Annotated in this window: 21 protein-coding genes; 7 read left to right on the top strand and 14 right to left on the bottom strand. The window is 69.2% G+C overall.

The features are described from left to right. Positions 1-80 precede the first annotated feature (80 nt). A complete protein-coding gene (locus tag IE302_RS36495; RefSeq protein ID WP_191259018.1) occupies positions 81-596 on the bottom strand; it encodes a ribonuclease FAU-1 family protein in 516 nt (171 codons plus the stop codon). A gap of 142 nt (positions 597-738) precedes the next feature. Here IE302_RS36495 and IE302_RS36490 point away from each other — a divergent pair, with 142 nt between their 5' ends. Next, positions 739-2,034 (top strand): DUF5685 family protein, encoded by a 1,296-nt coding sequence (locus IE302_RS36490; protein ID WP_191259017.1) that lies wholly within the window; start codon positions 739-741, stop codon positions 2,032-2,034. A gap of 54 nt (positions 2,035-2,088) precedes the next feature. Further along, entirely contained in the window at positions 2,089-4,245 is a 2,157-nt protein-coding gene (gene uvrB, locus IE302_RS36485; protein ID WP_308436940.1) for an excinuclease ABC subunit UvrB, read from the top strand. Between the two features lie 72 nt (positions 4,246-4,317). On the opposite strand, the gene IE302_RS36480 is transcribed toward uvrB, so the two are convergent. The 5 genes from IE302_RS36480 to IE302_RS36460 all read right to left on the bottom strand — a co-directional run bounded on the left by IE302_RS36480 (position 4,318) and on the right by IE302_RS36460 (position 11,185). Further along, positions 4,318-5,727, bottom strand: a complete 1,410-nt coding sequence (locus IE302_RS36480; RefSeq protein ID WP_191259016.1) for a S28 family serine protease — start codon at positions 5,725-5,727, stop codon at positions 4,318-4,320. Positions 5,728-5,829: 102 nt separating this feature from the next. Then, the gene (locus IE302_RS36475) at positions 5,830-6,600 is read right to left on the bottom strand and encodes an enoyl-CoA hydratase/isomerase family protein (RefSeq protein ID WP_191259015.1); all 771 of its coding nucleotides are present in this window, start codon (positions 6,598-6,600) and stop codon (positions 5,830-5,832) included. Positions 6,601-6,643: 43 nt separating this feature from the next. Beyond that, the gene (locus tag IE302_RS36470) at positions 6,644-7,066 is read right to left on the bottom strand and encodes a hypothetical protein (protein WP_191259014.1); all 423 of its coding nucleotides are present in this window, start codon (positions 7,064-7,066) and stop codon (positions 6,644-6,646) included. 257 nt (positions 7,067-7,323) lie between these two features. After that, positions 7,324-8,283, bottom strand: coding sequence for an ABC transporter permease (locus IE302_RS36465; protein WP_191259013.1), 960 nt, complete (start codon positions 8,281-8,283; stop codon positions 7,324-7,326). Beyond that, positions 8,276-11,185 (bottom strand): alpha/beta fold hydrolase, encoded by a 2,910-nt coding sequence (locus IE302_RS36460; protein WP_191259012.1) that lies wholly within the window; start codon positions 11,183-11,185, stop codon positions 8,276-8,278. Before IE302_RS36460 ends, IE302_RS36465 begins: the two co-directional genes overlap by 8 nt. A gap of 318 nt (positions 11,186-11,503) precedes the next feature. Here IE302_RS36460 and IE302_RS36455 point away from each other — a divergent pair, with 318 nt between their 5' ends. Further along, positions 11,504-12,478, top strand: coding sequence for a TerC family protein (locus IE302_RS36455; protein WP_191259011.1), 975 nt, complete (start codon positions 11,504-11,506; stop codon positions 12,476-12,478). A gap of 30 nt (positions 12,479-12,508) precedes the next feature. Beyond that, a complete protein-coding gene (locus IE302_RS36450) occupies positions 12,509-14,470 on the top strand; it encodes a S9 family peptidase (protein WP_191259010.1) in 1,962 nt (653 codons plus the stop codon). A 79-nt stretch (positions 14,471-14,549) separates the two neighbouring features. Here IE302_RS36450 and IE302_RS36445 read toward each other — a convergent pair whose 3' ends face one another. From IE302_RS36445 to IE302_RS36435, 3 genes are all read right to left on the bottom strand, one after another. Continuing rightward, positions 14,550-15,206, bottom strand: a complete 657-nt coding sequence (locus IE302_RS36445; protein WP_007028108.1) for an RES family NAD+ phosphorylase — start codon at positions 15,204-15,206, stop codon at positions 14,550-14,552. A 98-nt stretch (positions 15,207-15,304) separates the two neighbouring features. Beyond that, the gene (locus tag IE302_RS36440; RefSeq protein ID WP_191259009.1) at positions 15,305-15,886 is read right to left on the bottom strand and encodes a DNA-binding protein; all 582 of its coding nucleotides are present in this window, start codon (positions 15,884-15,886) and stop codon (positions 15,305-15,307) included. Positions 15,887-16,220: 334 nt separating this feature from the next. Beyond that, positions 16,221-17,201 carry a LacI family DNA-binding transcriptional regulator gene (locus IE302_RS36435; RefSeq protein ID WP_191259008.1) on the bottom strand — a complete coding sequence of 327 codons (981 nt, stop codon included), beginning with the start codon at positions 17,199-17,201 and terminating at the stop codon, positions 16,221-16,223. A 114-nt stretch (positions 17,202-17,315) separates the two neighbouring features. On the opposite strand from IE302_RS36435, the gene IE302_RS36430 reads away from it, so the two are divergent. After that, entirely contained in the window at positions 17,316-18,803 is a 1,488-nt protein-coding gene (locus IE302_RS36430) for an FGGY-family carbohydrate kinase (protein ID WP_191259007.1), read from the top strand. Here IE302_RS36430 and IE302_RS36425 read toward each other — a convergent pair. Then, the gene (locus IE302_RS36425) at positions 18,746-19,465 is read right to left on the bottom strand and encodes a helix-turn-helix domain-containing protein (protein WP_229908160.1); all 720 of its coding nucleotides are present in this window, start codon (positions 19,463-19,465) and stop codon (positions 18,746-18,748) included. The genes IE302_RS36430 and IE302_RS36425 overlap by 58 nt on opposite strands. A 227-nt stretch (positions 19,466-19,692) precedes the next feature. On the opposite strand from IE302_RS36425, the gene IE302_RS36420 reads away from it, so the two are divergent. Together IE302_RS36420 and IE302_RS36415 are read left to right on the top strand one after the other, a co-directional pair. Continuing rightward, a complete protein-coding gene (locus tag IE302_RS36420) occupies positions 19,693-20,187 on the top strand; it encodes an MmpS family transport accessory protein (protein ID WP_191259006.1) in 495 nt (164 codons plus the stop codon). 19 nt (positions 20,188-20,206) lie between these two features. Continuing rightward, positions 20,207-20,974 (top strand): ABC transporter permease, encoded by a 768-nt coding sequence (locus tag IE302_RS36415; RefSeq protein ID WP_191259005.1) that lies wholly within the window; start codon positions 20,207-20,209, stop codon positions 20,972-20,974. On the opposite strand, the gene IE302_RS36410 is transcribed toward IE302_RS36415, so the two are convergent. The 4 genes from IE302_RS36410 to IE302_RS36395 are packed head-to-tail and all read right to left on the bottom strand — an operon-like array spanning position 20,937 to position 24,355. Then, on the bottom strand, positions 20,937-21,623 hold the full coding sequence (locus IE302_RS36410) for a histidine phosphatase family protein (protein WP_191259004.1): 687 nt from the start codon (positions 21,621-21,623) through the stop codon (positions 20,937-20,939). The two genes, IE302_RS36415 and IE302_RS36410, sit on opposite strands and share 38 nt — an antisense overlap. 18 nt (positions 21,624-21,641) lie before the next feature. Next, positions 21,642-23,501, bottom strand: a complete 1,860-nt coding sequence (locus tag IE302_RS36405) for a Na+/H+ antiporter (RefSeq protein WP_191259003.1) — start codon at positions 23,499-23,501, stop codon at positions 21,642-21,644. 48 nt (positions 23,502-23,549) lie between these two features. Then, positions 23,550-23,945 (bottom strand): VOC family protein, encoded by a 396-nt coding sequence (locus IE302_RS36400; RefSeq protein WP_191259002.1) that lies wholly within the window; start codon positions 23,943-23,945, stop codon positions 23,550-23,552. A gap of 5 nt (positions 23,946-23,950) precedes the next feature. After that, entirely contained in the window at positions 23,951-24,355 is a 405-nt protein-coding gene (locus tag IE302_RS36395; RefSeq protein WP_229908194.1) for a helix-turn-helix transcriptional regulator, read from the bottom strand. Between the last annotated feature and the right edge of the window lie 56 nt (positions 24,356-24,411).

The raw sequence follows: 24,411 nt of genomic DNA, 5'->3' as shown, positions 1-24,411 counted from the left end.
TGCCGGGAATCCCTCCCTTGGACAGGAACCGCTCGCCCAAGGGATGAGCCAGGATCAACCGATCGGTGGATGTGGGCGGGTCAGTGCCGTCGCCAGCCGAGCGCGACGTCCTTTGTGGACAGCCAGCCGCGCAGATCGTGCCCGTGGGTGGCGAGGCCGTCCACGGTCGCGTGACTGACGCCGAGCGCGCGTTCGCCGTCGGCGAGCGAGAGCAGTCCGGAGGTGACCGCGCCGAGGAGTTCGTCGGTGTCGATCACCTGGACGGATTTCTTGTCCCGCAGCACGAGGTCGAGATAGAGGTCGGTGGCGACCCAGACACCGCCTTCGCGGTGGATGTCGACGACGTCGAGGTAGAAGTCCTGATCGCGTTCGTGGCCGGGGTTGAACCAGAAGTCGGTGATCCGCAGGCCGAGATCCGGCAGCAGCCAGGATTCGAGGTAGTGGAACTGTTTCCGCCCCGGGGCCGGCCGCGCCATGTAGAGGCCGAAGGGCTCTTCGCGGTATTCCTCGACGTCCCTCACGACGCCTTTGGGGTCAGTGTTGGTCTTCGTGGCCGGGTCGAAGTACTCGACCTTGGGCGGGTGCAGCGCGGTCATGCGCTCATCTTGGAAGGCCCCGGCGTCCGCGACCACCGCCCAACCGGGGGACGATCACGGTTTCGCGGTTTCGGAGGAGTGCGGACGTTCGGCCGGATAAGGTGCGCTGGTTCCGCCGAAGGGGTGAATGGGGAGTCAACGCATGTTCGGGATCATCAGGCCGTGCCGTCACCGGCTTTCCGCGGGTCTGCACGCGGATTGGCTCGCCCATCTGTGCGGCCTTTGCCTGGCGTTGCGCGACGAACACGGACATCTCGCCCGAATGGTGACGAACTACGACGGCTTGATCATCTCGGCACTCGTCGAAGCCCAGTCGCCGCGTGCGGAAGGACGGCGCGACGCCGGCCCGTGCCCGCTTCGGGCGATGAAGGGAACCTCGGTCGCGAAGGGCGGCGGCGCCCAGCTCGCGGCGGCGGTCTCCCTGGTGTTGGCTTCGGCGAAGATCTCCGACCACGTCGAGGACCGCGACGGCGCCTTCGCGCGGCGTTCTGTCTCTCTCGCCGCGAAGCGGGTCGCGACGCGCTGGGCGGACCAGGGAAGCCGCACGGGCAGCCGGATCGGGTTCGACACGGCGGTGCTGACCGAGGCCGTCGACCGGCAGGGCGAGATCGAACGCGCCGTCCGCCTCGGTGATTCGGCCGTGCTCGCCACGGAGCCCGCCGAGCTGGCGACCTCGGCCGCGTTCGCCTACACCGCCACGCTGGCGGGCCGCCCGGAGAACGCCGCGCCGCTGGCCGAGGCCGGACGCCTGTTCGGCAGGGCCGCGCATCTGCTCGACGCCGTCGAGGACCTCGCCGAGGACGAGGCCGCCGGTGCGTGGAACCCGCTGACGGCCACCGGCACCGGGCTCGCCGAGGCGCGGCGGCTGTGCGACGACGCCGTGCTCGGCGTCGAACTCGCCCTTCGCGAGGTGAAATTCGACCAGCCCAAGCTCGTCCACGCGCTGCTGGTGCACGAACTGCGGCAGGCGGTGCGACGCTCGTTCGGCCACGGGCTCATCGGGCATGGGCACGGCCACGGTCCGCAGCAGCCGCCACCGGGCTGGATCGGACCCGGACCGCGGCCGCAACAGCATCCCCACCAGCCTCAGCGACCGCATCAGCAGTATCCGCAGGGCGGTTACCAGCCGCCGCCTCCGCCACAAGGCGCTCCCGGCAGCGGGGGACCGCCCCAGGAGCCGCCGAAGAAGAGGAAGCACGGCGGCCCGCCGGTCGATGGTCAGGGTGGCTGCTGCTGGACGCCGAAGTTCCGGGTGCCCGCCCGGCCGAGAGGGTTCTTCCTCGGCTGCGCGGTGGCGACCTACATGTGCTGCTCGTGCCAGTTCTGCTGCCGGGACCCCTTCCCGGGGGCGTGGAGCGGGAAGCCGCACGAGGCCTGGTGCAACAACTGTGACGGTTGTGACGGTTGCGACTGCTGTTCCTGCTGTGACTGTTCGTAGCGCGTCGACCAGGCGAACCGGAAACTGTCGGACCCAGCGCCTACTCTGGTTCCCGTGGCTTTCGCATCCGAACACCCCGTGCTCGCCCAGTCGGACTTCCGCCCCGTCACGGACATCCCCCGGACCGGTGGCCGGTTCGAGGTGGTCAGCGAGTACAAGCCCGCCGGTGACCAGCCGGCGGCCATCGACGAGCTCGAACGCCGGGTCAACGCGGGCGAGAAGGACGTCGTGCTGCTCGGTGCCACGGGTACCGGCAAGTCGGCGACGACGGCCTGGCTGATCGAGCGCGTCCAGCGCCCGACGCTGGTGATGGCGCCGAACAAGACCCTTGCCGCGCAGCTGGCGAACGAGCTGAAGGAGCTGTTCCCGCACAACGCGGTCGAATACTTCGTCAGCTACTACGACTACTACCAGCCCGAGGCGTACATCGCGCAGACGGACACCTATATCGAGAAGGACTCGTCGATCAACGACGACGTCGAGCGGCTGCGGCACTCCGCGACGATGAACCTGCTGTCCCGGCGCGACGTCATCGTGGTCGCGAGTGTCTCGTGCATCTACGGTCTGGGCACGCCGCAGTCGTACCTCGACAGGTCGACGAAGCTGAAGGTCGGCGAGCAGCTCGACCGGGACGTCTTCCTCCGCGCACTGGTGGACGTGCAGTACACCCGCAACGACATCGCCTTCGCGCGCGGCACCTTCCGCGCCCGCGGCGACACGGTCGAGATCATCCCGGCGTACGAGGAGCTGGCGATCCGCGTCGAGTTCTTCGGCGACGAGATCGAGAAGCTGTACTACCTGCACCCGCTCACCGGCGACATCGTGAAAGAGGTCGACGAGGTCCGCATCTTCCCGGCCACGCACTACGTCGCGGGCCCGGAGCGGATGGAGAAGGCCATCCACGGCATCGAGGCCGAGCTGGAGGAGCGGCTCGCCGAGCTGGAGAAACAGGGCAAGCTGCTCGAAGCGCAGCGGCTGCGGATGCGCACCGCGTACGACATCGAGATGATGCGCCAGGTCGGGTTCTGCTCCGGTATCGAGAACTACTCGCGGCATATCGACGGCCGCGAGGCCGGATCCGCGCCCGCCACGCTGATCGACTACTTCCCGGACGACTTCCTGCTGGTCATCGACGAGTCGCACCAGACGGTCCCGCAGATCGGCGGCATGTTCGAAGGGGACATGTCGCGGAAGCGGAACCTGGTCGACTTCGGGTTCCGGCTGCCCAGCGCGGTCGACAACCGGCCGCTGACCTGGGAGGAGTTCAGCGACCGGATCGGGCAGACGGTCTACCTGTCGGCGACGCCGGGGCCGTACGAGATGGGACAGGCCGGCGGCGAGTTCGTCGAGCAGGTCATCCGGCCAACCGGCCTGATCGACCCGAAGGTGGTCGTGAAGCCCACCGAGGGCCAGATCGACGACCTGGTGCACGAGATCCGGGACAGGGCCGAGAAGGACGAGCGCGTCCTGGTCACCACGCTCACCAAGAAGATGGCCGAGGACCTCACCGACTACCTGCTGGAGCTGGGCATCCGGGTGCGGTACCTGCACTCCGAGGTGGACACGCTGCGCCGGGTCGAGCTGCTGCGGCAGCTGCGCGCGGGCGATTTCGACGTGCTGGTCGGCATCAACCTGCTCCGTGAGGGTCTCGACCTGCCCGAGGTCTCGCTGGTCGCGATCCTCGACGCGGACAAGGAGGGCTTCCTCCGCAGCGGGACCTCGCTGATCCAGACGATCGGCCGCGCGGCGCGAAACGTGTCGGGCGAAGTGCACATGTACGCGGACAAGATCACCGACTCGATGCAGCACGCCATCGACGAGACCGATCGCCGTCGTGCCAAGCAGGTCGCCTACAACGAGGAGCGGGGTGTCGACCCGCAGCCGCTGCGGAAGAAGATCGCCGACATCCTGGACCGCGTCTACAGCGAGGCCGAGGACACGGAGTCCGTCGCCGTCGGCGGTTCGGGCCGCAACGCCTCCCGCGGCAAGAAGCCCGAGCAGGGCGACCGCGTGCGCAGCTCCGGGATGCTCGCGGACAAGGACGTCGCCGGGATGCCGCGCGCCGAACTGGCCGACCTCATCCAGCAGATGACCGACCAGATGATGCAGGCCGCGCGCGACCTCCAGTTCGAGCTCGCCGCCCGCCTGCGGGACGAGGTATCGGACCTGAAGAAGGAACTGCGCGGCATGGACGCGGCCGGCATCAAGTAGCCGCGTTTCGTCCTCTGGTCGCGGTACTTGCACACGCAAGGACCGCAACCAGAGGACGAAACGCGTGAGGCGTCAGAGGCGCGGGCGGTGCAGCAGGCTCAGGTCCGCGTCGAAGTCCGGGAACCCGGCGGGCACCGAACGCGTGCTGACCCCGGGGGAAACCGGAGGCAGCCCCGCCCATCGCCGTACGGTGTTCGTCGCTTCGGCGGCCTGGCCCGCGGGAAGCTGCGAGATCCGGGCGCCGTGGTTCCCGCCCGGAACGGTGTAGCTGTAGGAGTCCTTCGTGCCGAAGCCGAGCTGGAACGGCTCGGCACCCCACGGGTCGTTCCCGCCGTAGACGAACAGCAGCCGCTTCCCCTGTGACTTCACCCAGAAGTCGATGTCCGGCATCGCCAGGTGGTCGAACCGCGGGATGTCGACCGACTTCGGCACGAACGTCCGCGACACGTTGCGGCCCGGGTAACGCAGCAGATCCCGGAGATAGTCCTCGTACGACTCGGGGGCACCGAGCTGGTAGGCCGCCTGGAAGTAGTAGGGGACATAGGCCCCGAGGTTCTGGTCCGAGTAGGTGTTGAGGCTCTCGACGCGTTCGAACCAGGCGTAGACCTGGGCCGCCGGGGCGCCGGGCTTCGGGATCGTCGCGCAGTCCGACTGCCGCTGGTACTGCCAGAAGGCGAAGTAGGAGTCGATCACCGAGATCTCCAGCGACACGTCGGCCGAGCCGACGGTCGTGAACGTGTAGCCGTTCTTCGTCGCGTCGGCCGCGGCGAGCGCCGCGAACTCCGAGCGTCGCGTCAGCACGTCACGCTGGATCGCCTTGAGCGCCGAGCGGCAGGCGGGGTCGTCGCCGACGTTCGCCAGGAACCGGTTGTAGCGGTCGCGCGAGTTGATGACGTCGTTGGGCGCGACGTAGGGGATCGTCGCGTCGACGTCGTTCGGGAAGAACCTACGGAAGTAGGTCGCGGTCATGCCGCCCTTGCTGCCGCCCGTCGCGAGCCACTTGCCCGGATAGAGCCGCTTGAACGCCTCGACCGCGCGGTGCTGGTCGGCGGCGGCCTGCCAGATCGTCAGCTGCTTGCCCCAGTCCGGACGGTCCGGCCGTGAGGGGGTGAAGAACCGGTACTCCATCGACAGCTGGTTGCCGTCGACGATCTGCGTCGGCTCCGAGCGGTTGGGCGATTCACCCACGTTGTACCCGCTCGTGTACACCACGGTCGGCGAGCGGAACTCCTTGTGCAGCAAGGTGAATCGCTGCTGGAAGGTGCCGGCGCCCGGCCTGCGGTGATCGATGGGCTGGGTGTAGGTGAGCTTGAAGAACCGGTACCCGGTCGGCGCCGGATTCTCGGAAACGACCGTCAGGCCGGGGACACGCCCGAGCGCCTCCTTGATGTCTTCGGGTGCCGCCTGCGCGGCCGGGGTCAGCCCGGCCAGTGCGAGAACGGTGATCGCCAGAACCGACCACGTGGCCGTGAGCTTCCGCATCCATGCCCTCCCCATCGGGACCTGTTGAGCTGTCGGATACTCACAGAGTCCCCGCCGGTGGGCAATCGCCTATCCGGACGGTGTCCCGATCATCGGCACACCTCAGCCCGCGCCGCGGAGGACCCTGTCGACGTAGGCCTTGATGGCCGCGAGGGCCTCGGGTGAGCTCCACAGTTCGAGGACGTGGGCGTCGTCGCCGGTGCGGTGTTCGGCGATCCGCTCGTGGAACGGCCGGTGCAGCTGCGCCTTCGTGTGCGCGTAAGCGGCGGCGGGGATCTCGGCGAGCTTCCTCGCCACCTCCACCGCCCGCGCCACGACGTTTCCGGGCTCGGTCACCTCGTTCACCAGGCCGAGCCGGAGCGCGTCGGGCGGCAGGTGGGTCTCGCCGAGGAACGCCAGCTCGGCGAGGACGTCGGCGCCGAACCCGGAGCGCAGGATCTCCAATGCCGCCAACGGGAACGGCACGCCGACGAGCAGTTCGGTGATCCCGATCCGGCTCGGGCCGTCGGCCAGGATCCGGCGGTCGCAGGCGGCGGCCAGCACCGCGCCGCCCGCGATCGCGTGACCGTTGACGGCCGCGACCACCGGTCCGGGGAAGCCGAACACCGACAGGAACGCGTCCGACAGCGCGGGCAGGAAGTCCTCGATGTATCCCGCGCCGCCGTCGCGCACTCGCCGCAGGTCGACGCCCGCCGAGAAGATGCCGCCGGTGCCGGTCAGCACGACGCCGCGATAGCCGCCGAGCTGCACGTCTTCGAGCTTGACGCTCAGTTCCTGGCAGAACTCCGTGTCGAGGGTGTTCGCCTTGCCGTGCTGGAGGGTGACGACGGCGATCCCGCCTTCGTCGTCCACGCGGATCGAGGAGGTGGCCATGCGCCCGACCGTACCCGAGCCGGTGGAGATCTACAGTGGACCGCTAATCGTCGAGACGCACGGTGATCGTCGGGCTGTAGGACCGCTTGCGGTTCCAGCCCGACTCGGCGCCGATACTCAGCTGGATGGCCTTGTCGGCGGGCGCCCAGTACCCGGTGCGGACGAAGTACGCGTCCATTGCGCACAGCCTGCTGCAGGACTTGCGGTTGCAGATGGTCTCCCAGCCCCACTGCCTGCCGCTCTCCTCGACGCCGTTGCGGCGGACGAACAGATGCGGGTTGCCGATGTCGCGGCAGTAGGCGCTGCCCTCGGAGATGTAGAGGACCCCGTCGATCTTGTAGAAACGCTTGTTGTCGAGGAGCGTCACCTGACCCGAGGCGGCGAATCCCACCCTGCCGCCCTTGTCCGCGGTCATCGTCCAAGCAAGGGAGAACTCCTGCACCGGGATCTCCAGTGACTGGGTCATGGTCACGTCCCCGCTTTCTGCTCGCTTCGGCATCTTTCCCCTGAAGATAAGGATTTCTCAGGGAGTGCCGAAGATGAATGCGAACTTTTCACCCAATGAGTCGATGATCGGAAAAATCAATGGTCGCATGCGCATGAAACACCGATTACCGTCGCTAATGGGTGAAGGTCGCCACGGCCAGTGAAAAACGGGGCCCACCAGGGAAGAATATTTCGTCTTCCCGGTGGACCCCGGTGATTTCCGGCGCGGAAACGCTCTCAGCTGGTGATGTCCTTCTTCGCGAACCGGCGGCCGGCCAGCAGGAAGAACACCGTGCCGTACAACGCCGCCGACAACATCCCGTTGGCCATGTTGGTCCAGTCGATGTCGGTCGAGATGAGATCCATCCACGAAAACGCGAAATGCGTCGGCAGATAGTCCCGGAGCCCTTCCAGTGCGGTGATCTGGTCGAGGATCTGCGAAACGATGGCGACGATGACCGCGCCGCCGACGGCACCCAGCGGGGCGTCGGTGGCGACCGAGAGCAGCATCGCCAGCCCGGCCACCCACGCCAGCTGCAGGATGATGTAGATCGTCGCCAGCCCCATGGCGACGAGGCTGTCGCTGAACGACACCGCGTCCCCGGTCGGGCTGATCGCGTCGCCCGCGCCGTACCAGATGACGCCCACCACCAGCGACACCAGCGGCAACAGGATCAGCGCGGCCGCGGACAGGATCCCGGAGACGATCGCCTTCTGCCGCAGCACGCGGTGCCGGGGGACCGGCATCGCGAGCAGGTACTTCAGGCTCGACCACGAGGCCTCGCTCGCGATCGTGTCGCCGTAGAACAGCGCCACGATCATCGGGAGCAGGAACGTGCCGGAGACGAACAGCGCGAGCACCACGAAGTTCGGCGCGCTCGCGGTGGCGAGGTCGACGAACCCGCCGCTGCGGCGGTTCGGGTTGGCCTGCCCGATCTCGAACGCGATCACCAGGACGAACGGCAGCAGCGCGACGAACCCCAGCATCAGCTGGGTCCGCCGTCGTTTGAGCTGCCGCTTCAGTTCGACGCCGAGCCGCAGCGTCCGGTCGGCGCGGTAGCCCGCCACCGCCCCGTCCGGGCCGACCTCGGTCCGTTCGTGCGACGCGACCTCGGTCAGCTCCAGCAGTGCCGCCGGATCGGTGTGCACGCCGTGATCCGCCCGGGTCGCCGGGCCGGAACCATTGGTCTTACTCACCCTTCGAGTCCTCTCCGACCAGCTGCAGGAACGCGTCTTCCAGACGGCGCCGCGGCCCGGCCTGCTCGACCGCGACCCCGGCCCGCACGAGAGCGGCGACCGCTTCGGCGCGGGCGAGACCGTCGAGATCCGCGTGGACCAGTTCCCCGTCGACGTCGACGCCGGAGACACCGCCGACCTTCCGCAGCGCTTCGGCCGCTTCGGCGGGCTTGTCGACCCGGAACGTCGCCTCGCCGCTGGACGCGGCCAGTTCGCCGACCTCGCCCGAGGCGACCAGCATGCCGCGGTGCATCACGACCACGTGCGTACAGGTCTGCTCGACCTCGGCCAGCAGGTGGCTCGAGACCACCACGGTGCGTCCGGTCGCCGCGTAGCGCTGGAGGACCTCGCGCATCTGGTGGATCTGTGGCGGGTCGAGCCCGTTGGTCGGTTCGTCGAGCACCATGAGCTCCGGGAGGCCGAGCATCGCCTGCGCGATCGCGAGCCGCTGCCGCATGCCCTGGCTGTAGGTGCGGACCCGGCGGTTCACCGCGTCGCCGAGACCGGCGATCTCCAGCGCCTCGGCGAAGTGCGCCTTGTCCGCCGGGCGGCCCGTGCTCGCCCAGTACAGTTCCAGGTTCTCCTTGCCGGACAAGTGCGGCAAGAAGCCGGAACCCTCCACAAAGGACCCGATCCGGGACAGCACCGGCGCGCCGGGCGCGATCAGGTGACCGAACACGCGGATGGTGCCCTTCGTCGGCGTGATGAGCCCCATCAGCATGCGCAGGGTCGTCGTCTTGCCCGCGCCGTTCGGCCCGAGCAGGCCGAGTACCTGACCGGGTTCGACCCGGAAAGACAGGTCCTTCACCGCGACGAAACCACCGGCGTACGCCTTGCGCAGTCCTTCGATCACCAGCGGCGTCTTCGCCAGGCTTTCGTCGACGTCGTGCGCGCGGCGGCGGCGGAACGCGGCGATCACCGCGATCGCGATACCCGCGAGCAGCGTCCCGCCGATCCCGAGCAGTTGCGCGATGGGCGCGCCCGCGCCGACCGAGGTGCCGTGGACGACCGGGACGCCGAGCTGTCCGCCGTCCGCCAGTTCGACTCGGAACACCGCGGGTTCGACCGGCGTCGCGAACGCCTGGTCCGTCGTGCCGACGACCAGCCGGAGCGTGTGCCCGGCCTCCAGCGGCCGCACGATGCCCGGCAGGGTCACCGTGACCTCGACCGGGCTGCCGTCGGCGGGCAGGCCGGAAACGCGGAAGGGCGCGACGGCGTTGGCCGGAAGCGTCCGGACGCCTTCCGAGTTGACGTCGTAGAGCTTCGCGAACAGGACGGCTTCCCGCTGCGGGGCCGCGGCGGCGGGGTCCGCGGAGACCCGCAGGCGGACCGTGGACGAACCGGCCACGATCGTCTGCGCGTCGAGCGGCCGCGTCGCGAACTGCGCCGCCTGGCCCGGTGGGTCCACACTGAACAGTCCGGACAGCCGGGACGAACCCGCCACCGCCCCGTTCAAGCCGGGGATCCCGCTCACCGCGGCGGGGTTGCCGCCCGCGGGCCGGACGACGGGCTGGGCCGGGCCTTCCAAAGTGAACTGCCGTCGTTCGGTGGCGTCCCCGGTGGCTCCCGGGTACGCCGGCGCCGTGACGGTCCGGACCGAAGGGGCGCCGTTGGCTCGCAGCGTGCCCTGGATGTCGTAGCTGAAGCCGGTGCCGGGGTCGGTGCCCTGTCCGGTGAGGGAGAACTTGAGGAAGTCGGCGATCTGCGCTCGCAGCTTCTGCCCGGGCTTCCCGCCGTCGTGGCCGCCGGTGTACCAGACCGTGCGAACCTTCCCGCCCGCCGCGGCGATCTGCCGGGCGGTCGCGTCGGACTGGTCCAACCCGAACAAGGTGTCGCTTTCCCCCTGCACCAGCAGGGTCGGCGCGGTGATCTTGTCCGTCACGGACGCGGGGGAGACGCGGCGGAGCAGGTCGACGGTCTTCTGGCTCGCCTTGCCGGTGGTGGCGAGTTCGGTATAGGCCTGGCAGACGTCGGCGGTGAACCGTCCACAAGGGTCGGCCGGGCCGGACGGCGGCCGCTGGCCGTTCGTGCCGCCGGTCGGCAGGGACTGCGCTGCCGCGGCCGCCGCGCCCGTGCCCTGTGCCGCGCCGGATTCGCTGGTCTCGTCACCGGCTTCGGGCGCGTCGTTGGCGGGGGAGCCGCTCTGCGCCGCGCCGGAACCGGCGGAGAAGAAGATGCCCGCCCAAGACCGCTTGAAGACACCGTTCGCGGTGTACGCGCCGGCGGCGGGTGTGGTCGCCGTCGAAGGCGCGGCCGAGGCGGCGTTCGGGACGAGACCCTGCGCGAGGTCGTTGTAGGTGATCACCGGCGCGATCGCGTCGACCCGCTTGTCCGTCCCGGCGAGCAGCAGGGAAAGCGCGCCGCCGTACGAGGCGCCGGACACGGCTACCTTCGGATCGCCGTTCTCGCTGAGGACTTCGGGCCGTGCGGCCAGGTTGTCGATCAGCTCGCGGGCGTCGGCGACTTCGCGGTCGGGGTCGTTCAGCGCGATCTTCCCGGTGCTGCGGCCGAAGCCGCGCGCGGACCAGGCGAGCACGACGAAGCCCTTTTCGGCGAGTTCGCGGGCCTCGGTGGCGACACTGTTCTTGTCGCCGCCGAAACCGTGGGCGAGCAGGACGGCGGGAGCGGGGGTCTGCTCGGGGAGGTACGTGGTCGTGTCGATCTTGACGACCGCGGACGAGCCCGGGGATTCGGGCAGGTCGAGGGTCGCTTCCTGGGTTTTGACCGCGGACGGCGCGGGTTCGCTGTTCGTCCACACGACGACCGCGGCGGCCAGGACCACCACGACCGCGGCGAGCGCGGTGAGCTTCGCGCCTCGCGTACGAGGGAGCGGGATTCGGGGCACGGAACGACCGTATTTCACCGAACCTGAGAGTCACTCGTCCAGCTCACGCGGACCACACAAGCGAGGGTTGCCACACCATCAGAACGGGTACTCAAGGAGGAAAAATGAGGTCAGTGTGACGGGAGTTACGCGACCATCTTGGTGACAAGGGCAACCTTAACTGGCGTCATGCGTACAGACAGGTCAAACTGGACCAGCTGTGAGGGGAGTATTCCTTCGCGGCGGTGTCGTCAGCACGGTGGTCTTCACAGGCCCCCGGCACCGTCGGCCGGTTTCGCACCGGCGGAAGAGACCTCCGGTTAGTTGCTGCTGTGCACTATCCGGAGGGTTGGTTACATGTCTGTTCCCCTGTGGCTATGGATCGCCACGGTCGGTGGTCTGCTCGCGCTGATCGCACTCGACCTGGTCATCGTCGATCGCAAGCCGCATGAGGTCACCACCGGCGAAGCCGCCCGGTGGGTCATCTTCTACGTCGCCGTTGCCGTGGCGTTCGGCGTCGGTGTCTGGGTCTTCGCCGGACACGACCCGGGGGTCCAGTTCTTCACCGGGTACATCACCGAGTACTCGCTGAGCGTCGACAACCTGTTCATCTTCATGATCATCATGACGTCGTTCAAGGTGCCCGCGATCCACCAGCACCGCGTGCTGCTGATCGGCATCCTGCTCGCGCTCGCCATGCGCAGCGTGTTCATCGCCGTGGGCGCCGCGCTGATCGCGCAGTTCGTCTGGGTCTTCTTCCTCTTCGGCGCCGTCCTCATCTGGACCGCGATCAGCATGATCCGCAACAAGGACGAAGAAGAGGAGTACGAGGAGAACGCGCTCACCCGCTGGGTGCGCAAGCTCTTCCCGGTCACCAACGAGTGGCACGGGCACAAGTCCTTCGTGAAGAAGGACGGCAAGCGCTGGATCACCCCGATGTTCCTGGTGATCGTCGCGATCGGCAGCGCGGACCTGCTGTTCGCCGTCGACTCGATCCCGGCGATCTTCGGGATCACGCAGGAGGCCTTCCTGGTCTTCACCGCCAACGCGTTCGCGCTGATGGGCCTGCGCCAGCTGTACTTCCTGCTCGGTGGCCTGGTCACCAAGCTGGTGTACCTGTCCTACGGCCTCGCGGTGATCCTCGCCTTCATCGGCGCCAAGCTGTTCCTGCACGCGCTGCACGAGTACCACGTCGTGCCGGACTGGCTGGACATCAACAACTGGGTCTCCCTGGGTGTCATCGTCGTGGTCCTGACCGTGACGACGCTGGCCAGCCTCGCGAAGGCCAAGAAGCTCGAAGCCGCTGAGCAGGAGTCTTCGATCAGTAGTTAGAACTGCTAAGGATCGGGTACCGTCGGGGCCGTGCGTCCCGTTGACATCGAAGCCCTGGCGGTCCCCGGTCTCCCCGCGCTGCGCGGAGACCTGCTGCTCACCGCCGTGAGCAGGCCTGATCTGAAGACGAACAGCTACCGCGGCGGCCTGCGCCGGGTCGACCCGGACGGTGGCGGGGAAGGACCCTGGACCCACGGGACCCGGGATTCCGCCCCCGTCATCTCCCCGGACGGCCGGTGGGTCGCCTTCCTCCGGGCGGGGGAGGGCTCCGGACGCGAGGCCAGGCCGCAGGTGCACGTGATCGCGGCGGCCGGGGGAGACGCGAAGCGGATCACCGACCTGCCCCTCGGCGCGGGCGCCCCGGTCTGGGCACCCGATTCGCGCCGGATCGCCTTCGTCGCCCGGATCCCCGAGCCGGGCCGCTACGGCACGGAGAACGCGGACGGCGAAACCCCGGAGCCGGGCGAAGAAGCCCCGCGGCACATCACGAACCTCTTCTACCGGGTCGACGACTCGGGTTTCCTCAACGACCGTCCACAACGACTGTTCGTCGTGGACGCCGTCGCCGCGCTGGACGAGGCCACGCCCGGAGATCCGGCACCGCTGACCGATGACCGGGTCGACGTCGAGTATCCCTCGTGGACGGCCGACGGCGAGTCCGTCCTGTTCGTCGCGCCCCGCGACTGGGCCGCCGAGGACACCATCCGGTCGGACGTCTACGCCGTGCCCGCCGCGGGCGGCGAACCCCGGCTGCTGGTCCGGACCCTGGGTACCGCGGCCAAGCCGGTGGTAACCTCGGACGGGTCGATCCTGTTCTACGGCACCGAATTCCCGGGCTTGGAGGAGATCGCCCGCAACACCGGGCTCTGGCACGCGCCGTGGCCCTCCGGCGGCGAACCCTCGACCGCGCGGCGGCTGACCGACATCGAGACGGTGGACTGCGACAGTTCGGCCGGTCCTCCGGCCGTCCTCGGCGACGAGGTGCTCGTCGTGGTCCGTACCCGCGGCTCCGCCGAGTTGCGCGCCGTGCCGCTCGACGGCGAACTGTCCGAGCTGAAATCCTTGCGGTACCTGGCGGGCGAGTTCGCCGTGGTGCGGTCGTTCTCCCTCGACGGCGAACGGATCGCCGCGGTGATCGGGACGCCCGAGAGCTTCGGCGACGTCGTCCTGTTGTCAGGCGAGGAACCCCGCGTGCTCACCGATTACGCGAAGGCGTTGCGGGACAGCGGGATCCGGCCGCTGGAGGAGCTGGACGCGACCGCGCCCGACGGCTACCCGGTGCACGGCTGGCTCGTCCGGCCCGAGGGCGAGGGGCCGCATCCCGTGGTCCTGATGATCCACGGTGGACCGTTCGCCCCGTACGAGTGGAAGGTCTTCGACGAGGCGCAAGTACTCGCCGACGCGGGCTACGCCGTCGTGCTGGGGAACCCGCGCGGTTCCGCGGGCTACGGCGAGAGCCACGGCCGCAGCATCGTCGGCGGTCTCGGCACCGTGGACGCGGACGATCTGCTGGCACTGCTGGACGAAGCGCTCAAACTGTCCGATTTGGACGGTGACCGGGTCGGCGTGATGGGCGGCTCGTACGGTGGTTTCATGACCAGCTGGCTCGCCGCGCACCACGGTGGCCGGTTCCGCGCCGCGTGGAGCGAGCGCGCGGTCAACGCCTGGGATTCGTTCCTCGGCAGTTCCGACATCGGCTGGTTCTTCGCCGGCGGTTACGTCGCCGACGACCACGAGGAACTTCGCAAGCGCAGCCCGCTGTACTACGCGGGGAAGATCGAGATCCCGTTCATGGTCGCGCATTCCGAGCAGGACTGGCGCTGCCCGCTGGAGCAGGCGCAGCAGATGTACGTGGCGCTGCGGAAGAACGGGGCTCCCGCGGAATTCCTGCTGTTCCCCGGTGAGGGGCACGAACTCACGCGCTCGGGGCAGCCGCGGCACCGGGTGCAGCGGTTCGACGCCGTGCTCCAGTGGTGGGGCCGGCACCTCTGATCTTCGGGTCACCGGACCGCAATGAAGGGGCCTTTCATAGCAAAATTTGCTATGAAAGGCCCCTTCATTGCACGAGAGGTCAGCTGAGGAGCGTGTAGTTCAGCTCCTCGCACACCCGGCCCAGCGGGACGTCGAGCCCCGGGTGGTCGAGGGGGAGCAGGACGTCCGGCGCGACCGGGAGCGAGTTCCCGGCAGGCGGGTCCCACAGCGCGAGCGCGGGACCGCCGGAGTCCATGGAAGACCGATACCAGACGCCGTCGAGGTCGCCGAAAGCGGCGCGGATGGCGCGCGCCCAGGCCTGCGTGATCTTCTTCGGGCCGCTGGAGATCTCCTGCGAGGCACCGACGCGGGTCGGCCACAGGCCGGCGAGGTCGAGCAGCCGCAGCGTGCGGGTCGGCCGGACGACGACCAGGCGCGGGCCGCGGGATTTGCGGTCGACCGTCGACGTGGTCTGGAAGACCTCCGCGATGCTGGTGCGCACGGTGAGGCCGAAGTACAGGACGCCGTTCCCGGGGTCGGTGACCGGGCGTCCGCCACGACCCGGCGTCTGCGGGTCGAAACGGCCGTGCGGGAGCGGTCCGCTGTAGCGGAACGAATTCCACTGCTGGGGGTGGTTGCCGTGCGCGGTGAAGATCCTGACCAGCCTGGTGCCGGGGTGCACCGTCACCACGTCGTTGGTGCGGTGCAGCTCCTTGACCAGGACAGAGCGCGCGGGCGGCAGGGGGAGCCGGGCCATACCTCGGGAGTCGTCCGTCCTTGTCGGGTGATCTTGCTCGATGGGGTCAGCCTACGGCCTACCCCCGACTGAAATTTTCCGTCGTCGGGCAGAACACCTTAGAACGGGAGGCCGAGCGTGGCCACCAGTCTTGCAACATGTTCGGGGTCGCCGCCGGAGAGCAGCCATTGGCGGGGAGTGGCGGGGTGGTCGTTGATCACCAGATCGGACTGCGGGGTGCTCATGAACGCGGCGACGACGAGCGCGGGCTGGTCTTCGGGCACGGCGCGCAGCACGATCTCCAGACCGGGCAGTACCCCGGAACCGGTGAACTGCCAGGCGGGCAGCCGCCAGCCCTGGTCCTTCCAGCCGGTGAGCCTGCCCTCCTTCAGGCGGTGGCGGATGCGGCTGTCGTCCACGCCGAGGGTCTTCGCCGCTTCCAGCACGCTCAGCGCCGAATCGGCGAGAACGGCGTGCGCGGCGACCGTGCGGGCACGGAAGTCCGGTTCGTCCTCGCTGCGGGGTGAGAGGTCCAGGCCTACGTCGGTGAGCGCGGCCCGCTGGTCCGCCGAGAAATAGTGCGACGGATCGGGGTTCGGCGGGGAGAGCCTCCGCGCGGCGTCCTCGACGAGAGTCAGGAACTCGTCGGCGTCGACCTTCAGGCCCGCCTTGGCGAGGACGTTCTCGAGCGCTATCGACATAGCGCCTAGAGTAACTCGTCTGTGCGGGTTCGTGCGGTCTCATCTCGGTTTCGTGGGGGAATTCACCAGAGATGAACACAGAGTGCACGGAATCACACACGCGCAGTAGGCAATGTCGCCATAGTGTGCCCGGATCGGGCGAGCTTGTCCAGGAATTCGGCTTGACAGGTCGTATGAGGGAACTTACCTTCCGAAAGGTAATCGATTTCTTACCACCGCTTCGGAGAACCCGGCTGGTGTGGGGCCGGCTTGGGGGAACAAGGGGGTGGGGCGTTCCTGGGCGGCCGGTGCGAACCGGTCGCCCAGGCACGTCGTGTACCCGGGATCTCCGAGGTCAGTCGCGCCGCGAACTGCGGCGCACGATCAGCTTCGCCTGCAACGTGGTCGTCGTGGCCTTGCGCGTGCTGTCGCCGATCCGGGCCAGCAGCAGCTCGGCGGCGACCCGGCCCACCTCGTTCGCGGGCTGGGCGACCACCGTCAGCGGCGGATCGATCAGCGTGGTCCACGGCGCGTCGTCGAACGACACGATCCCCACGTCCTGTCCCGACCGCAGGCCACGCGAGGCCAGCGCCTCCAGGACGCCGATCGCCATGGTGCTGTTGCCGACCAGCAGCGCGTCCGGCGGTTCAGTCTCGTCGAGCAGGCTGAGCGCGGCGAGCCTGCCGCCCTCGGCGCGGAACTCGGCGCGCCGCGTGAGCGCGTTCTCCACGCCGACGGCGTCGGTGTAGCCGGCCAGCCGGTCCTCGGCCGTGCGGACCCCGGGCGGACCGCTGACGCAGGCGACCCGCCGGTAGCCGCCGTCGAGCAGGTGCCGCGTCGCCTCGTGGGCGGCTAGCCGGGTGTCGACCAGCACCTGGTCGCCGGTGTTCTCCAGCAGTGGCCGGTCGACGGCGACCACGGGCGTGCCGCGTTCGGTCAGCCGGTCGACGTTGGTGGCCCGGCCGGTGGGGGAGAGCACCACGCCGGCGACCCGCTCCTGGAGGGCGACGTCGATGTAGCGCCGCTCCTTCTCTTCGTTGTCGTCGGCGTTGCACAGCACCACCGAGTAGCCCGCGGTCTGCGCGATGTCCTCCACGCCGCGGGCGATCGCGGTGAAGAACGGGTTCTCCACGTCGGAGATGATGAGCGCGAGTACCGCGGTCTCCTGACGGCGCAGATTTCGCGCCAGCCCGTTCGGGTGATATCCCAATTCCGCGGCGGCGGCCTGTACCCGTGCCGCGAGTACCGGGTCCACAGTGGACTTACCGTTGAGCGTTCTCGACACGGTCGCCGTCGAAACCCCGGCCTTCGCCGCCACGTCGTTGATGGTGGCCACCGTGACCTCCCCTTCTGCAGGTGTCTTGACACCTTCGCACGGGAAGAATAGCTTGACCGACAATCGTTACCATCCGCTGATCGCGCTACTCGTGTGGGAAAGTTCGGGGGTGTCGTGGGGGAACCGGGCCTGGTGCTCGGCATCGACATCGGCACCTCGAGTTCCAAAGGCGTCCTCGTCGATTCCCGGGGCGCCGTGGTGGCGCGAGCATCCCGGCGACACGATACCGCAAGGCCTCGTCCGGGCTGGTTCGAGCACGACGCCGAAACCGTGTGGTGGCAGGACTTCCTCGTACTGGCAAGGGAACTTTCGGCGGACGCCGGGGATCATCCCATCATCGGAGTGTCGGTCAGTGGAATCGGCCCCGTGCTCCTGCCCGCGGACGCTTCCGGGAAACCGTTGCGCCCGGCGATCCTTTACGGCGTCGACACCCGCGCGTATGACGAAATCCGTGAACTCAACCGGGAATTCGGCGAAGAATCCATTGTGGAGCGTGGCGGGAGCGCGCTCGGCTCGCAGGCCGTCGGGCCGAAATGGCGCTGGCTGGCCAAGAACGAGCCGGAGGTGTTCGAACGCGCGAAGCTGTTCTTGATGGCGAGTTCGTTCCTCGTCCTGAGGCTGACCGGCGAATACGTCCTCGATCATCATTCCGCGAGCCAATGCGACCCGATGTACGACCTGCGCGAGGCCCGGTGGGCGCCGGACCGGGTCGCCGCGATCGTTCCCGGCGTCGAGCTGCCCAGGCTCGCCTGGCCGACCGAGGTGGTCGGCTCGGTCACTGCCGCGGCTGCCGCGGAAACCGGCCTCCCGCAAGGGATCCCGGTGACGGCGGGCACGGTGGACGCCTGGGCGGAGGCGACGAGCGCCGGGGTCACCGCGCCCGGGGACACGATGCTCATGTACGGCACCACGATGTTCCTGATCCAGGTGCTCTCCGATCCCCGCCCCGGACCGGGGTTGTGGACGACCCGCGGCGCGTTCCCGGGTACCTACTCACTCGCCGCGGGGATGGCCACGTCCGGCGCGATCACCGACTGGCTGCGGGAACTCGTCGGCGGCGAGTTCGGGGAACTGGCCGCGGCGGCGGGCGAGGTCCCGGCGGGCAGCCGCGGCTTGCTGATGCTGCCGTACTTCGCCGGGGAACGGACGCCGATACCGGATCCGGACGCGCGGGGCGTCATCGCCGGGCTCACCACTTCCCATGACAGCGCCGATCTGTACCGCGCGGCGCTGGAAGGGACTGCGTACGGGGTGCGGCACAACCTCGAAGCCATGCGCGAAGCCGGTGGCGGCACCCGGCGATTCGTCGCCGTCGGGGGCGGGACACAGGGCGGCGTGTGGACGCGGATCGTCAGCGACGTCGCGCGGATCGAGCAGGAGATCCCGGCGGAAACCGTCGGCGCGGCGTTCGGTAACGCCGTTCTCGCGTCCGTGGCCCTGGGCAGGGAACCGGATATCGAAGCCTGGAACCCGGTCGCCGAGGTCGTCCGTCCCGGCGCGGACGCCGACGTCTACGACGAGTTCTATCCGCACTACCGCGCGCTTTACCGGTCCACAATGGACATATCCCACTTCTTGGCGCGGAAGAACTCCCTCGCCTGAACCCCGGCGAATTCCCGGCAATCCCGGCTCAGGTGGGCTTGGTCGGCGTAGCCCGCCGAGAACGCCAGCGAAGCGAGATCCGGCGCCGTCGGCGCGAGGCCGATGGCCCGCTGGAACCGGGTGACCCGCAGATAGGTCGCCGGTCCGTAGCCGACCGCGAGGGTGAACCGGCGCCGTAACTGCCGTTCCCCGGTCGTGAACCGGTCCAGCGCGGCGGAAACCCGGGGGACGCCGCCGTCGAGCCGGGTGATCAGTTCCGAGACTTCCGGGTCGGCGCCGTCCGCCCGGCGTCGTGAGACGACGTCGGTCAGCGAAACGGCGCCGCCGAGCACGCGCTCGGCCAGCGACTCGCCTTCCTTGCCCCAGAGGTCGCCGAGAGGGACGCGCTGATCGCGCAGTTCGTCGGCGCCCAGCCCCAGGACGTCACGCGCCCGGCCGGGCTCGAACCGCACGCCGGATGCCTCGGTGCCGGGCGGCGTCTCCCAGGTCCAGGCCGTCGTGTCCGGCCCGGCGACGAAGACGTCGTCGCCGCATCTCACCAGGTCGACGCAGCCGTCGGGCACGATCCGCTTCGGCGCCAGGCCCGCGTCCTCCCACAGGCAGCGCACCACGCCGCGTAACTCGCCGGGTGCCGTCGTCTCCCGATACACGATCGCCATCATGCCCCCGGCCTACGACAGAACCAGGCAGCAGGATCACTCAAAGTGAGCTATTCGGCTCACTGTGTTTACGCCAACCGTCCGATGACCAGGCAATCTCCGCTCATCGGGACACCCAAAAGGGTGAATATCGGGTTTCTTCCCGATAACGGCTAACGCGGAGTCACCTTCGAACGAGAAGTAGTCGACGCACTCGACGGAAGTGCGCTCGGACGAGAGAAGACCTCTCCATGGGTGTTCCCACCGCGACCCCTCCGGCATCGGCGCCGGGACAGGGAGCCCCGGGCAGGCTGAAGCCGCTCGGGACCATCGTGGTCGTGCTGGGCGTGATGGCCGTCGCCGTCACCCTGACCAGTTACGTGCTGCCGAAGGCCTCGCGGCCCGTGCAGAACCCGCCGGCCCCGCAGGTGGAACAGGTCGAGCAGGCCGCGGCCGCCGTGCGTGCCGTGACGCACCTGGTCGTCTACGAACTTTCGGGCGCGAAGGGCGCTCAGAACGTCACGTATGTCGCGCAGGGCTCTGAGCTCATGCAGAAGACCGACGTGCTGACGCCGTGGAGCACCACGTTCGAGCGCGCGAGCCAGGAAGGCCGCGACGAGTTCTACAGTATCTCCGCGCAGGGTTCGGGCAGCGGCGCGTTGCGGTGCCGGATCCTCGTCGACGGCGAGGTCGTCAGCGACCGCGCCGCCCCCGCTCCCGGTGCGTCGGTGACCTGCACGTCCTGACTGCGACAGGATCGTCCGTGTGACGGATGGTGCGATCGCTTTCGGCCCGGTGCTCGCCGTGGTCCTGGCCGTGCTGGCGATCTTCGGCGCGGCCGTCGTGCGGTTCGGGCAGCTGGGTCAAGGCAGAGCGGTGCTGTTCGCGGCCGCGCGTGCCGTCGTGCAACTCGCGGCCGTTTCGCTGGTGATCGTCGGCATCCTGAAATCGGGCTGGCTGACCGGCGGGTTCGTGCTGCTGATGTTCGCGATCGCCGCGATCACCTCCGCGCGCCGGATCGGCGTGGCGAAGGACCTGGCGTGGGTCGCGCTCGCCATCGCGTCCGGCGTGGTGCCGGTGCTGACGCTCGTGCTCGCGACCGGGGTGGTCCCGTGGCGGCCCATCGCGATCGTGCCGATCGCCGGGATCGTCATCGGCGGCGCGATGTCCGCGACCTCCCAGGCGGCGAGGCGCGCCTTGGACGAACTCGTGTCCCGGCACGGCGAGTACGAAGCCGCGCTGGCGCTGGGGTTCCTCCGCCGCCCGGCCGCGCTGGAGATCTGCCGCCCTTCGGCGGGGCAGGCGCTGATCCCCGCGCTCGACCAGACGCGGACGGTCGGCCTGGTGACCCTGCCCGGCGCCTACGTCGGTGTCCTCCTCGGTGGCGCCGGGCCGGTACAGGCCGGGGTGACCCAGGTGCTCGTGCTCATCGGGCTCCTGGCCGCGGAGGCCGTCGCGGTCCTGGTCGCCGTGCACCTGGTCGCGGCGGGCCGGATCAGCCGAAAGGCGACTGAAGATGCGACGTGTCGTTGAACCGCCGCACCATCCAGTTGTCGCCCGACACCACCAGATGCGAGATCGAGCCGTTGTCCGCGCCGAGGAACGCGAACCGGTTCCCGGCGGCACTGGCCTGGGCGAAGACCTCGCCGATGACACCGCCGTGGGTGAACACGGCGATCCGCCGGTCCGGGTTGGCCGCCGCGAGCCTGCCGATGGCCGCCTTGATCCGGCCGCCGAACGACTCCATCGACTCCGCGCCGGGGATGACGTCCCAGCGCTGTTCCCGCCACAGCCGTTCGACGATCGGGTGACCTTCGTGGGTGTAGCGCCGGAAGAGCCCGTTCTCCCAGTCGCCCAGGTGGATCTCCCGCAGTTCGGCCTCGACCGACGGCGTGAGTCCGAGCTTCGCCGCCAGCGGCGCCGCTGTCTGCGACGTCCGGCGCAGCGTCGTCACGTACAACGCGGCGATCCGCTCGTCCGCCAGACGGCGACCGACCCGCTCGGCGTGGTCCCGGCCCTCCGGCGCGAGATCCGGATCGGCCTGCCCGTCGACGAGGTCGAAGGGATCAGTGCCCTTCGCCGGGGCCGATTCGCCGTGGCGGACAAGGAAGATCTCGGTCGCGCCGGGCGGGGGAGAGAACCGGTGCTGGCGGTATTCGACTTCCTGCTCAGGCGTGCTCATGCCCCGGACGATACCGAGTCAGCCGAGCTGTTTGTCCACGAAACACCAGCGCCAGGTCTCGCCCGGCTCGTGGCTGCGCATCACCGGGTGCAGGGTCTCGTGGAAGTGCTCGGTCGCGTGCTTGCCCGGTGAGGAGTCGCAGCAGGCGACGTTCCCGCATTTGACGCATCGCCGCAGGTGGACCCAGGTCATCCCGTTCTCGACGCAGACGGCGCAGACGTCGGGAACAGCGGACTCGAGAGCAGGCCACTCCTTGGTCAGATGCTTGCAGGATCCCGCCGTCGCGGCGGGGGTGCGCAGTTCCCGATCGGAGTCCGGCACGGTCTCCTCCTCCCTGTCCAGCATGGATTCCTCGATGTCGAGGCGCTCGAGGATCCGGCGCAGGACATCATCATCGGCCATCCCGGAGTCCCGCGCCTCCAGGAACTTCTCCCGTTCGACTTCGAGCAGCCTCAGCCGCAGCCGCCGGTAGGCGTCGCTCGGCGTTTCGGTCAGGGTGCTCTGCCTGCCGAGCTCTTCCCAAGCCGAGTCCGACCGGTGCTGCAGCCGGCTGCGCAGGCGTTCGACGATGTCGTCCGGGTCGTCGACGGTCCGGATCTTCTCCAGTTCGTCGAGTGCGGCCCGGGTCATGTTGTTGAGCACGGCCGCCTCCTGCAGCGCGTCCTCGGCGGGGTCGGGCGGCGGCAACTTCAGGCGGCGGACCAGGACCGGCAGCGTCGTCCCGTGCAGCAGCAGCGTTCCCGCCACCACGACGAACGCGACCAGCACCAGCACGGCCCGCTGCGGGGTGTCCGCGGGCAGCACGAAAGCGGCCGCGAGCGTGACGACCCCGCGCATCCCCGCCCAGGCGATCACCGCCGAGTACCGCCACGGCCAGGCGTGCCGGCGGAACGTCCGCCGCGCCAGGCCGATGCCCGCCATCCAGATGATCCGCGCGACGATGGTCGCGGCCAGGGTGGCGGCGCAGATCAGGATCAGTTCGAGCGCGCTCAGCCCGCTTTCGCCGACCTCGGTCATGATCCGGCGGACCTGCAGGCCGATCAGCAGGAAGACGATGTTCTCCAGCAGGAACTGGATGGTCTGCCAGTTCAGCCTGCTGGCGAGCCGGGAGCGGCCCGAGAGCATGCTCGGCGCCTTGTGCCCGAGGATCAGCCCCGCGACGACCACGGCGATCACGCCGGAACCGTGGATCGCTTCGGCGGCCAGGTAGGCGACGAACGGGACCACCAGCGAAAGCGCGGTGTCGGTGACCGGATCCTCCAGGCGGGTGCGGATCAGCGCGGCGAGCGCGCCGACGGCGAAGCCGATCACCAGCCCGCCGCCCGCGGCCAGCAGGAAGTCGCCGCCGACCTGCAGCAGGCTGACCGAGCCCGCGATGGCCGCGATGGCGGTCCGCAACGCGACCAGCGCGGCCGCGTCGTTGAACAGGCTCTCGCCCTCCAGCAGCCTGGTCAGCTTGCGCGGCATCCCGACCTTACGGGCGACGGCGGTGGCCGCGACCGCGTCGGGCGGGGCGACCACCGCGCCGATCGCGAGCCCGGCGGCGAGCGGCAGACCGGGGATCACCAGCCACGCCACGACCCCGACCGCGGCCGTGGTGAAGATGACGAGCCCCACCGACAGCAGCAGGATCGGCCCGCGGTTGCGGCGGAAATCGATCAGCGACGTGCGGATCGCGGTCGCGTAGAGCAGCGGGGGCAGCAGCCCCAGCAGGACGACCTCCGGATCCAGCTCGTACTCCGGGATGCCCGGGACGTACGAGGCGACGACCCCGACCGCGATCAGGCACAGAGGTGCCGACCAGTCGAGTTTCCGCGCCGCGGCGGTGACCAGGAGGACGGCCACCACCAGTGCCACGAGTTCTACCGCGATCTCCACGCGCTCATCATCACCCGGAGACCTCGGTGCGCGCGCATCGAGCCCCGGCTAGCGCTCCTCGAACCGCACCAGATTTCCCGCCGGGTCGCGGAAAGAGCAGTCGAAGGCGCCGTAGGACTGCCTGACCGGTTCCTGGACGACGTCCGCGCCCGCCGCCTGGATCCGGTCGAAGGTCCCGATCAGGTCCGGAGTGGACAGCACGACGATCCCGTGGACGCCCTTGGCCATCAGTTCGGCGATCGTCGCGCGTTCCTCGTCGGTGATCTCCGGATCGGCGGCTGGAGGCCGGAGCACGAGCGACGTCCCCGGCTGCCCGGGAGGGCCGACCGTGGCCTGGAGCGGACCTTCGGCACGCACCTCGAAGCCCAGGATGTCGCGATAGAAGGAAACCGAAGCCTCGAGGTCGTCTGCGGGCAGGTAGGACGCGTGAATCGAGAGGATCATGTGACTCAAGGTAGGTCGGCACGCGGGGGCGGTGCTTCTCGATTCCTGATCGGCCGCATGACCTGTTTGACGACGCAGCCGGGCATGCCGCGGCCCTCTTCCGCCGCCTGCTTGCGGTAAGCGCTCGGTGAGATGCCGACCAGTTCGGAGAACCGCGTGCTGAAGGTGCCCAGCGACGAGAAACCGACGTCGAAGCAGACCTCGGTGACCGACATGTCCCCGCGCCGCAGCAGCATCATGGCCCGCTCGATCCGGCGGGTCATCAGGTAGCTGTAGGGCGATTCGCCGTACGCGGCGCGGAATTCCCGGCTCAGGTGCCCGGCCGAGACGTGCACGCCGCGGGCCAGCGCCTCGACGTCCAGCGGCTGGGCGTAGTCCCGGTCGATCCGGTCGCGGACGCGTCGCAGCATCGCGAGGTCCCGCAGGCGCGGGTCGGGCTTTCCGGTCACCCGGAAAGCGTAACCCA

The sequence above is a fragment of the Amycolatopsis oliviviridis genome (genome assembly GCF_014654365.1).
Lineage (GTDB): Bacteria > Actinomycetota > Actinomycetes > Mycobacteriales > Pseudonocardiaceae > Amycolatopsis > Amycolatopsis oliviviridis.
The sequence above is the reverse complement of the archived record's forward strand: the minus strand, read 5'-3'. Positions and strand labels throughout refer to the sequence as shown.

Coding starts and splice junctions, on each gene's coding strand:
- IE302_RS36395 (WP_229908194.1), bottom strand. CDS start 24,355: ATGCTGCGACGCGTCCGCGACCGGATCGACCGGGACTACGCCCAGCCG.
- IE302_RS36420 (WP_191259006.1), top strand. CDS start 19,693: ATGGGTGTTCCCACCGCGACCCCTCCGGCATCGGCGCCGGGACAGGGA.
- IE302_RS36455 (WP_191259011.1), top strand. CDS start 11,504: ATGTCTGTTCCCCTGTGGCTATGGATCGCCACGGTCGGTGGTCTGCTC.
- IE302_RS36490 (WP_191259017.1), top strand. CDS start 739: ATGTTCGGGATCATCAGGCCGTGCCGTCACCGGCTTTCCGCGGGTCTG.
- IE302_RS36400 (WP_191259002.1), bottom strand. CDS start 23,945: ATGATCCTCTCGATTCACGCGTCCTACCTGCCCGCAGACGACCTCGAG.
- IE302_RS36440 (WP_191259009.1), bottom strand. CDS start 15,886: ATGTCGATAGCGCTCGAGAACGTCCTCGCCAAGGCGGGCCTGAAGGTC.
- IE302_RS36470 (WP_191259014.1), bottom strand. CDS start 7,066: ATGACCCAGTCACTGGAGATCCCGGTGCAGGAGTTCTCCCTTGCTTGG.
- IE302_RS36445 (WP_007028108.1), bottom strand. CDS start 15,206: ATGGCCCGGCTCCCCCTGCCGCCCGCGCGCTCTGTCCTGGTCAAGGAG.
- IE302_RS36425 (WP_229908160.1), bottom strand. CDS start 19,465: ATGATGGCGATCGTGTATCGGGAGACGACGGCACCCGGCGAGTTACGC.
- IE302_RS36410 (WP_191259004.1), bottom strand. CDS start 21,623: ATGAGCACGCCTGAGCAGGAAGTCGAATACCGCCAGCACCGGTTCTCT.
- IE302_RS36495 (WP_191259018.1), bottom strand. CDS start 596: ATGACCGCGCTGCACCCGCCCAAGGTCGAGTACTTCGACCCGGCCACG.
- IE302_RS36475 (WP_191259015.1), bottom strand. CDS start 6,600: ATGGCCACCTCCTCGATCCGCGTGGACGACGAAGGCGGGATCGCCGTC.
- IE302_RS36480 (WP_191259016.1), bottom strand. CDS start 5,727: ATGCGGAAGCTCACGGCCACGTGGTCGGTTCTGGCGATCACCGTTCTC.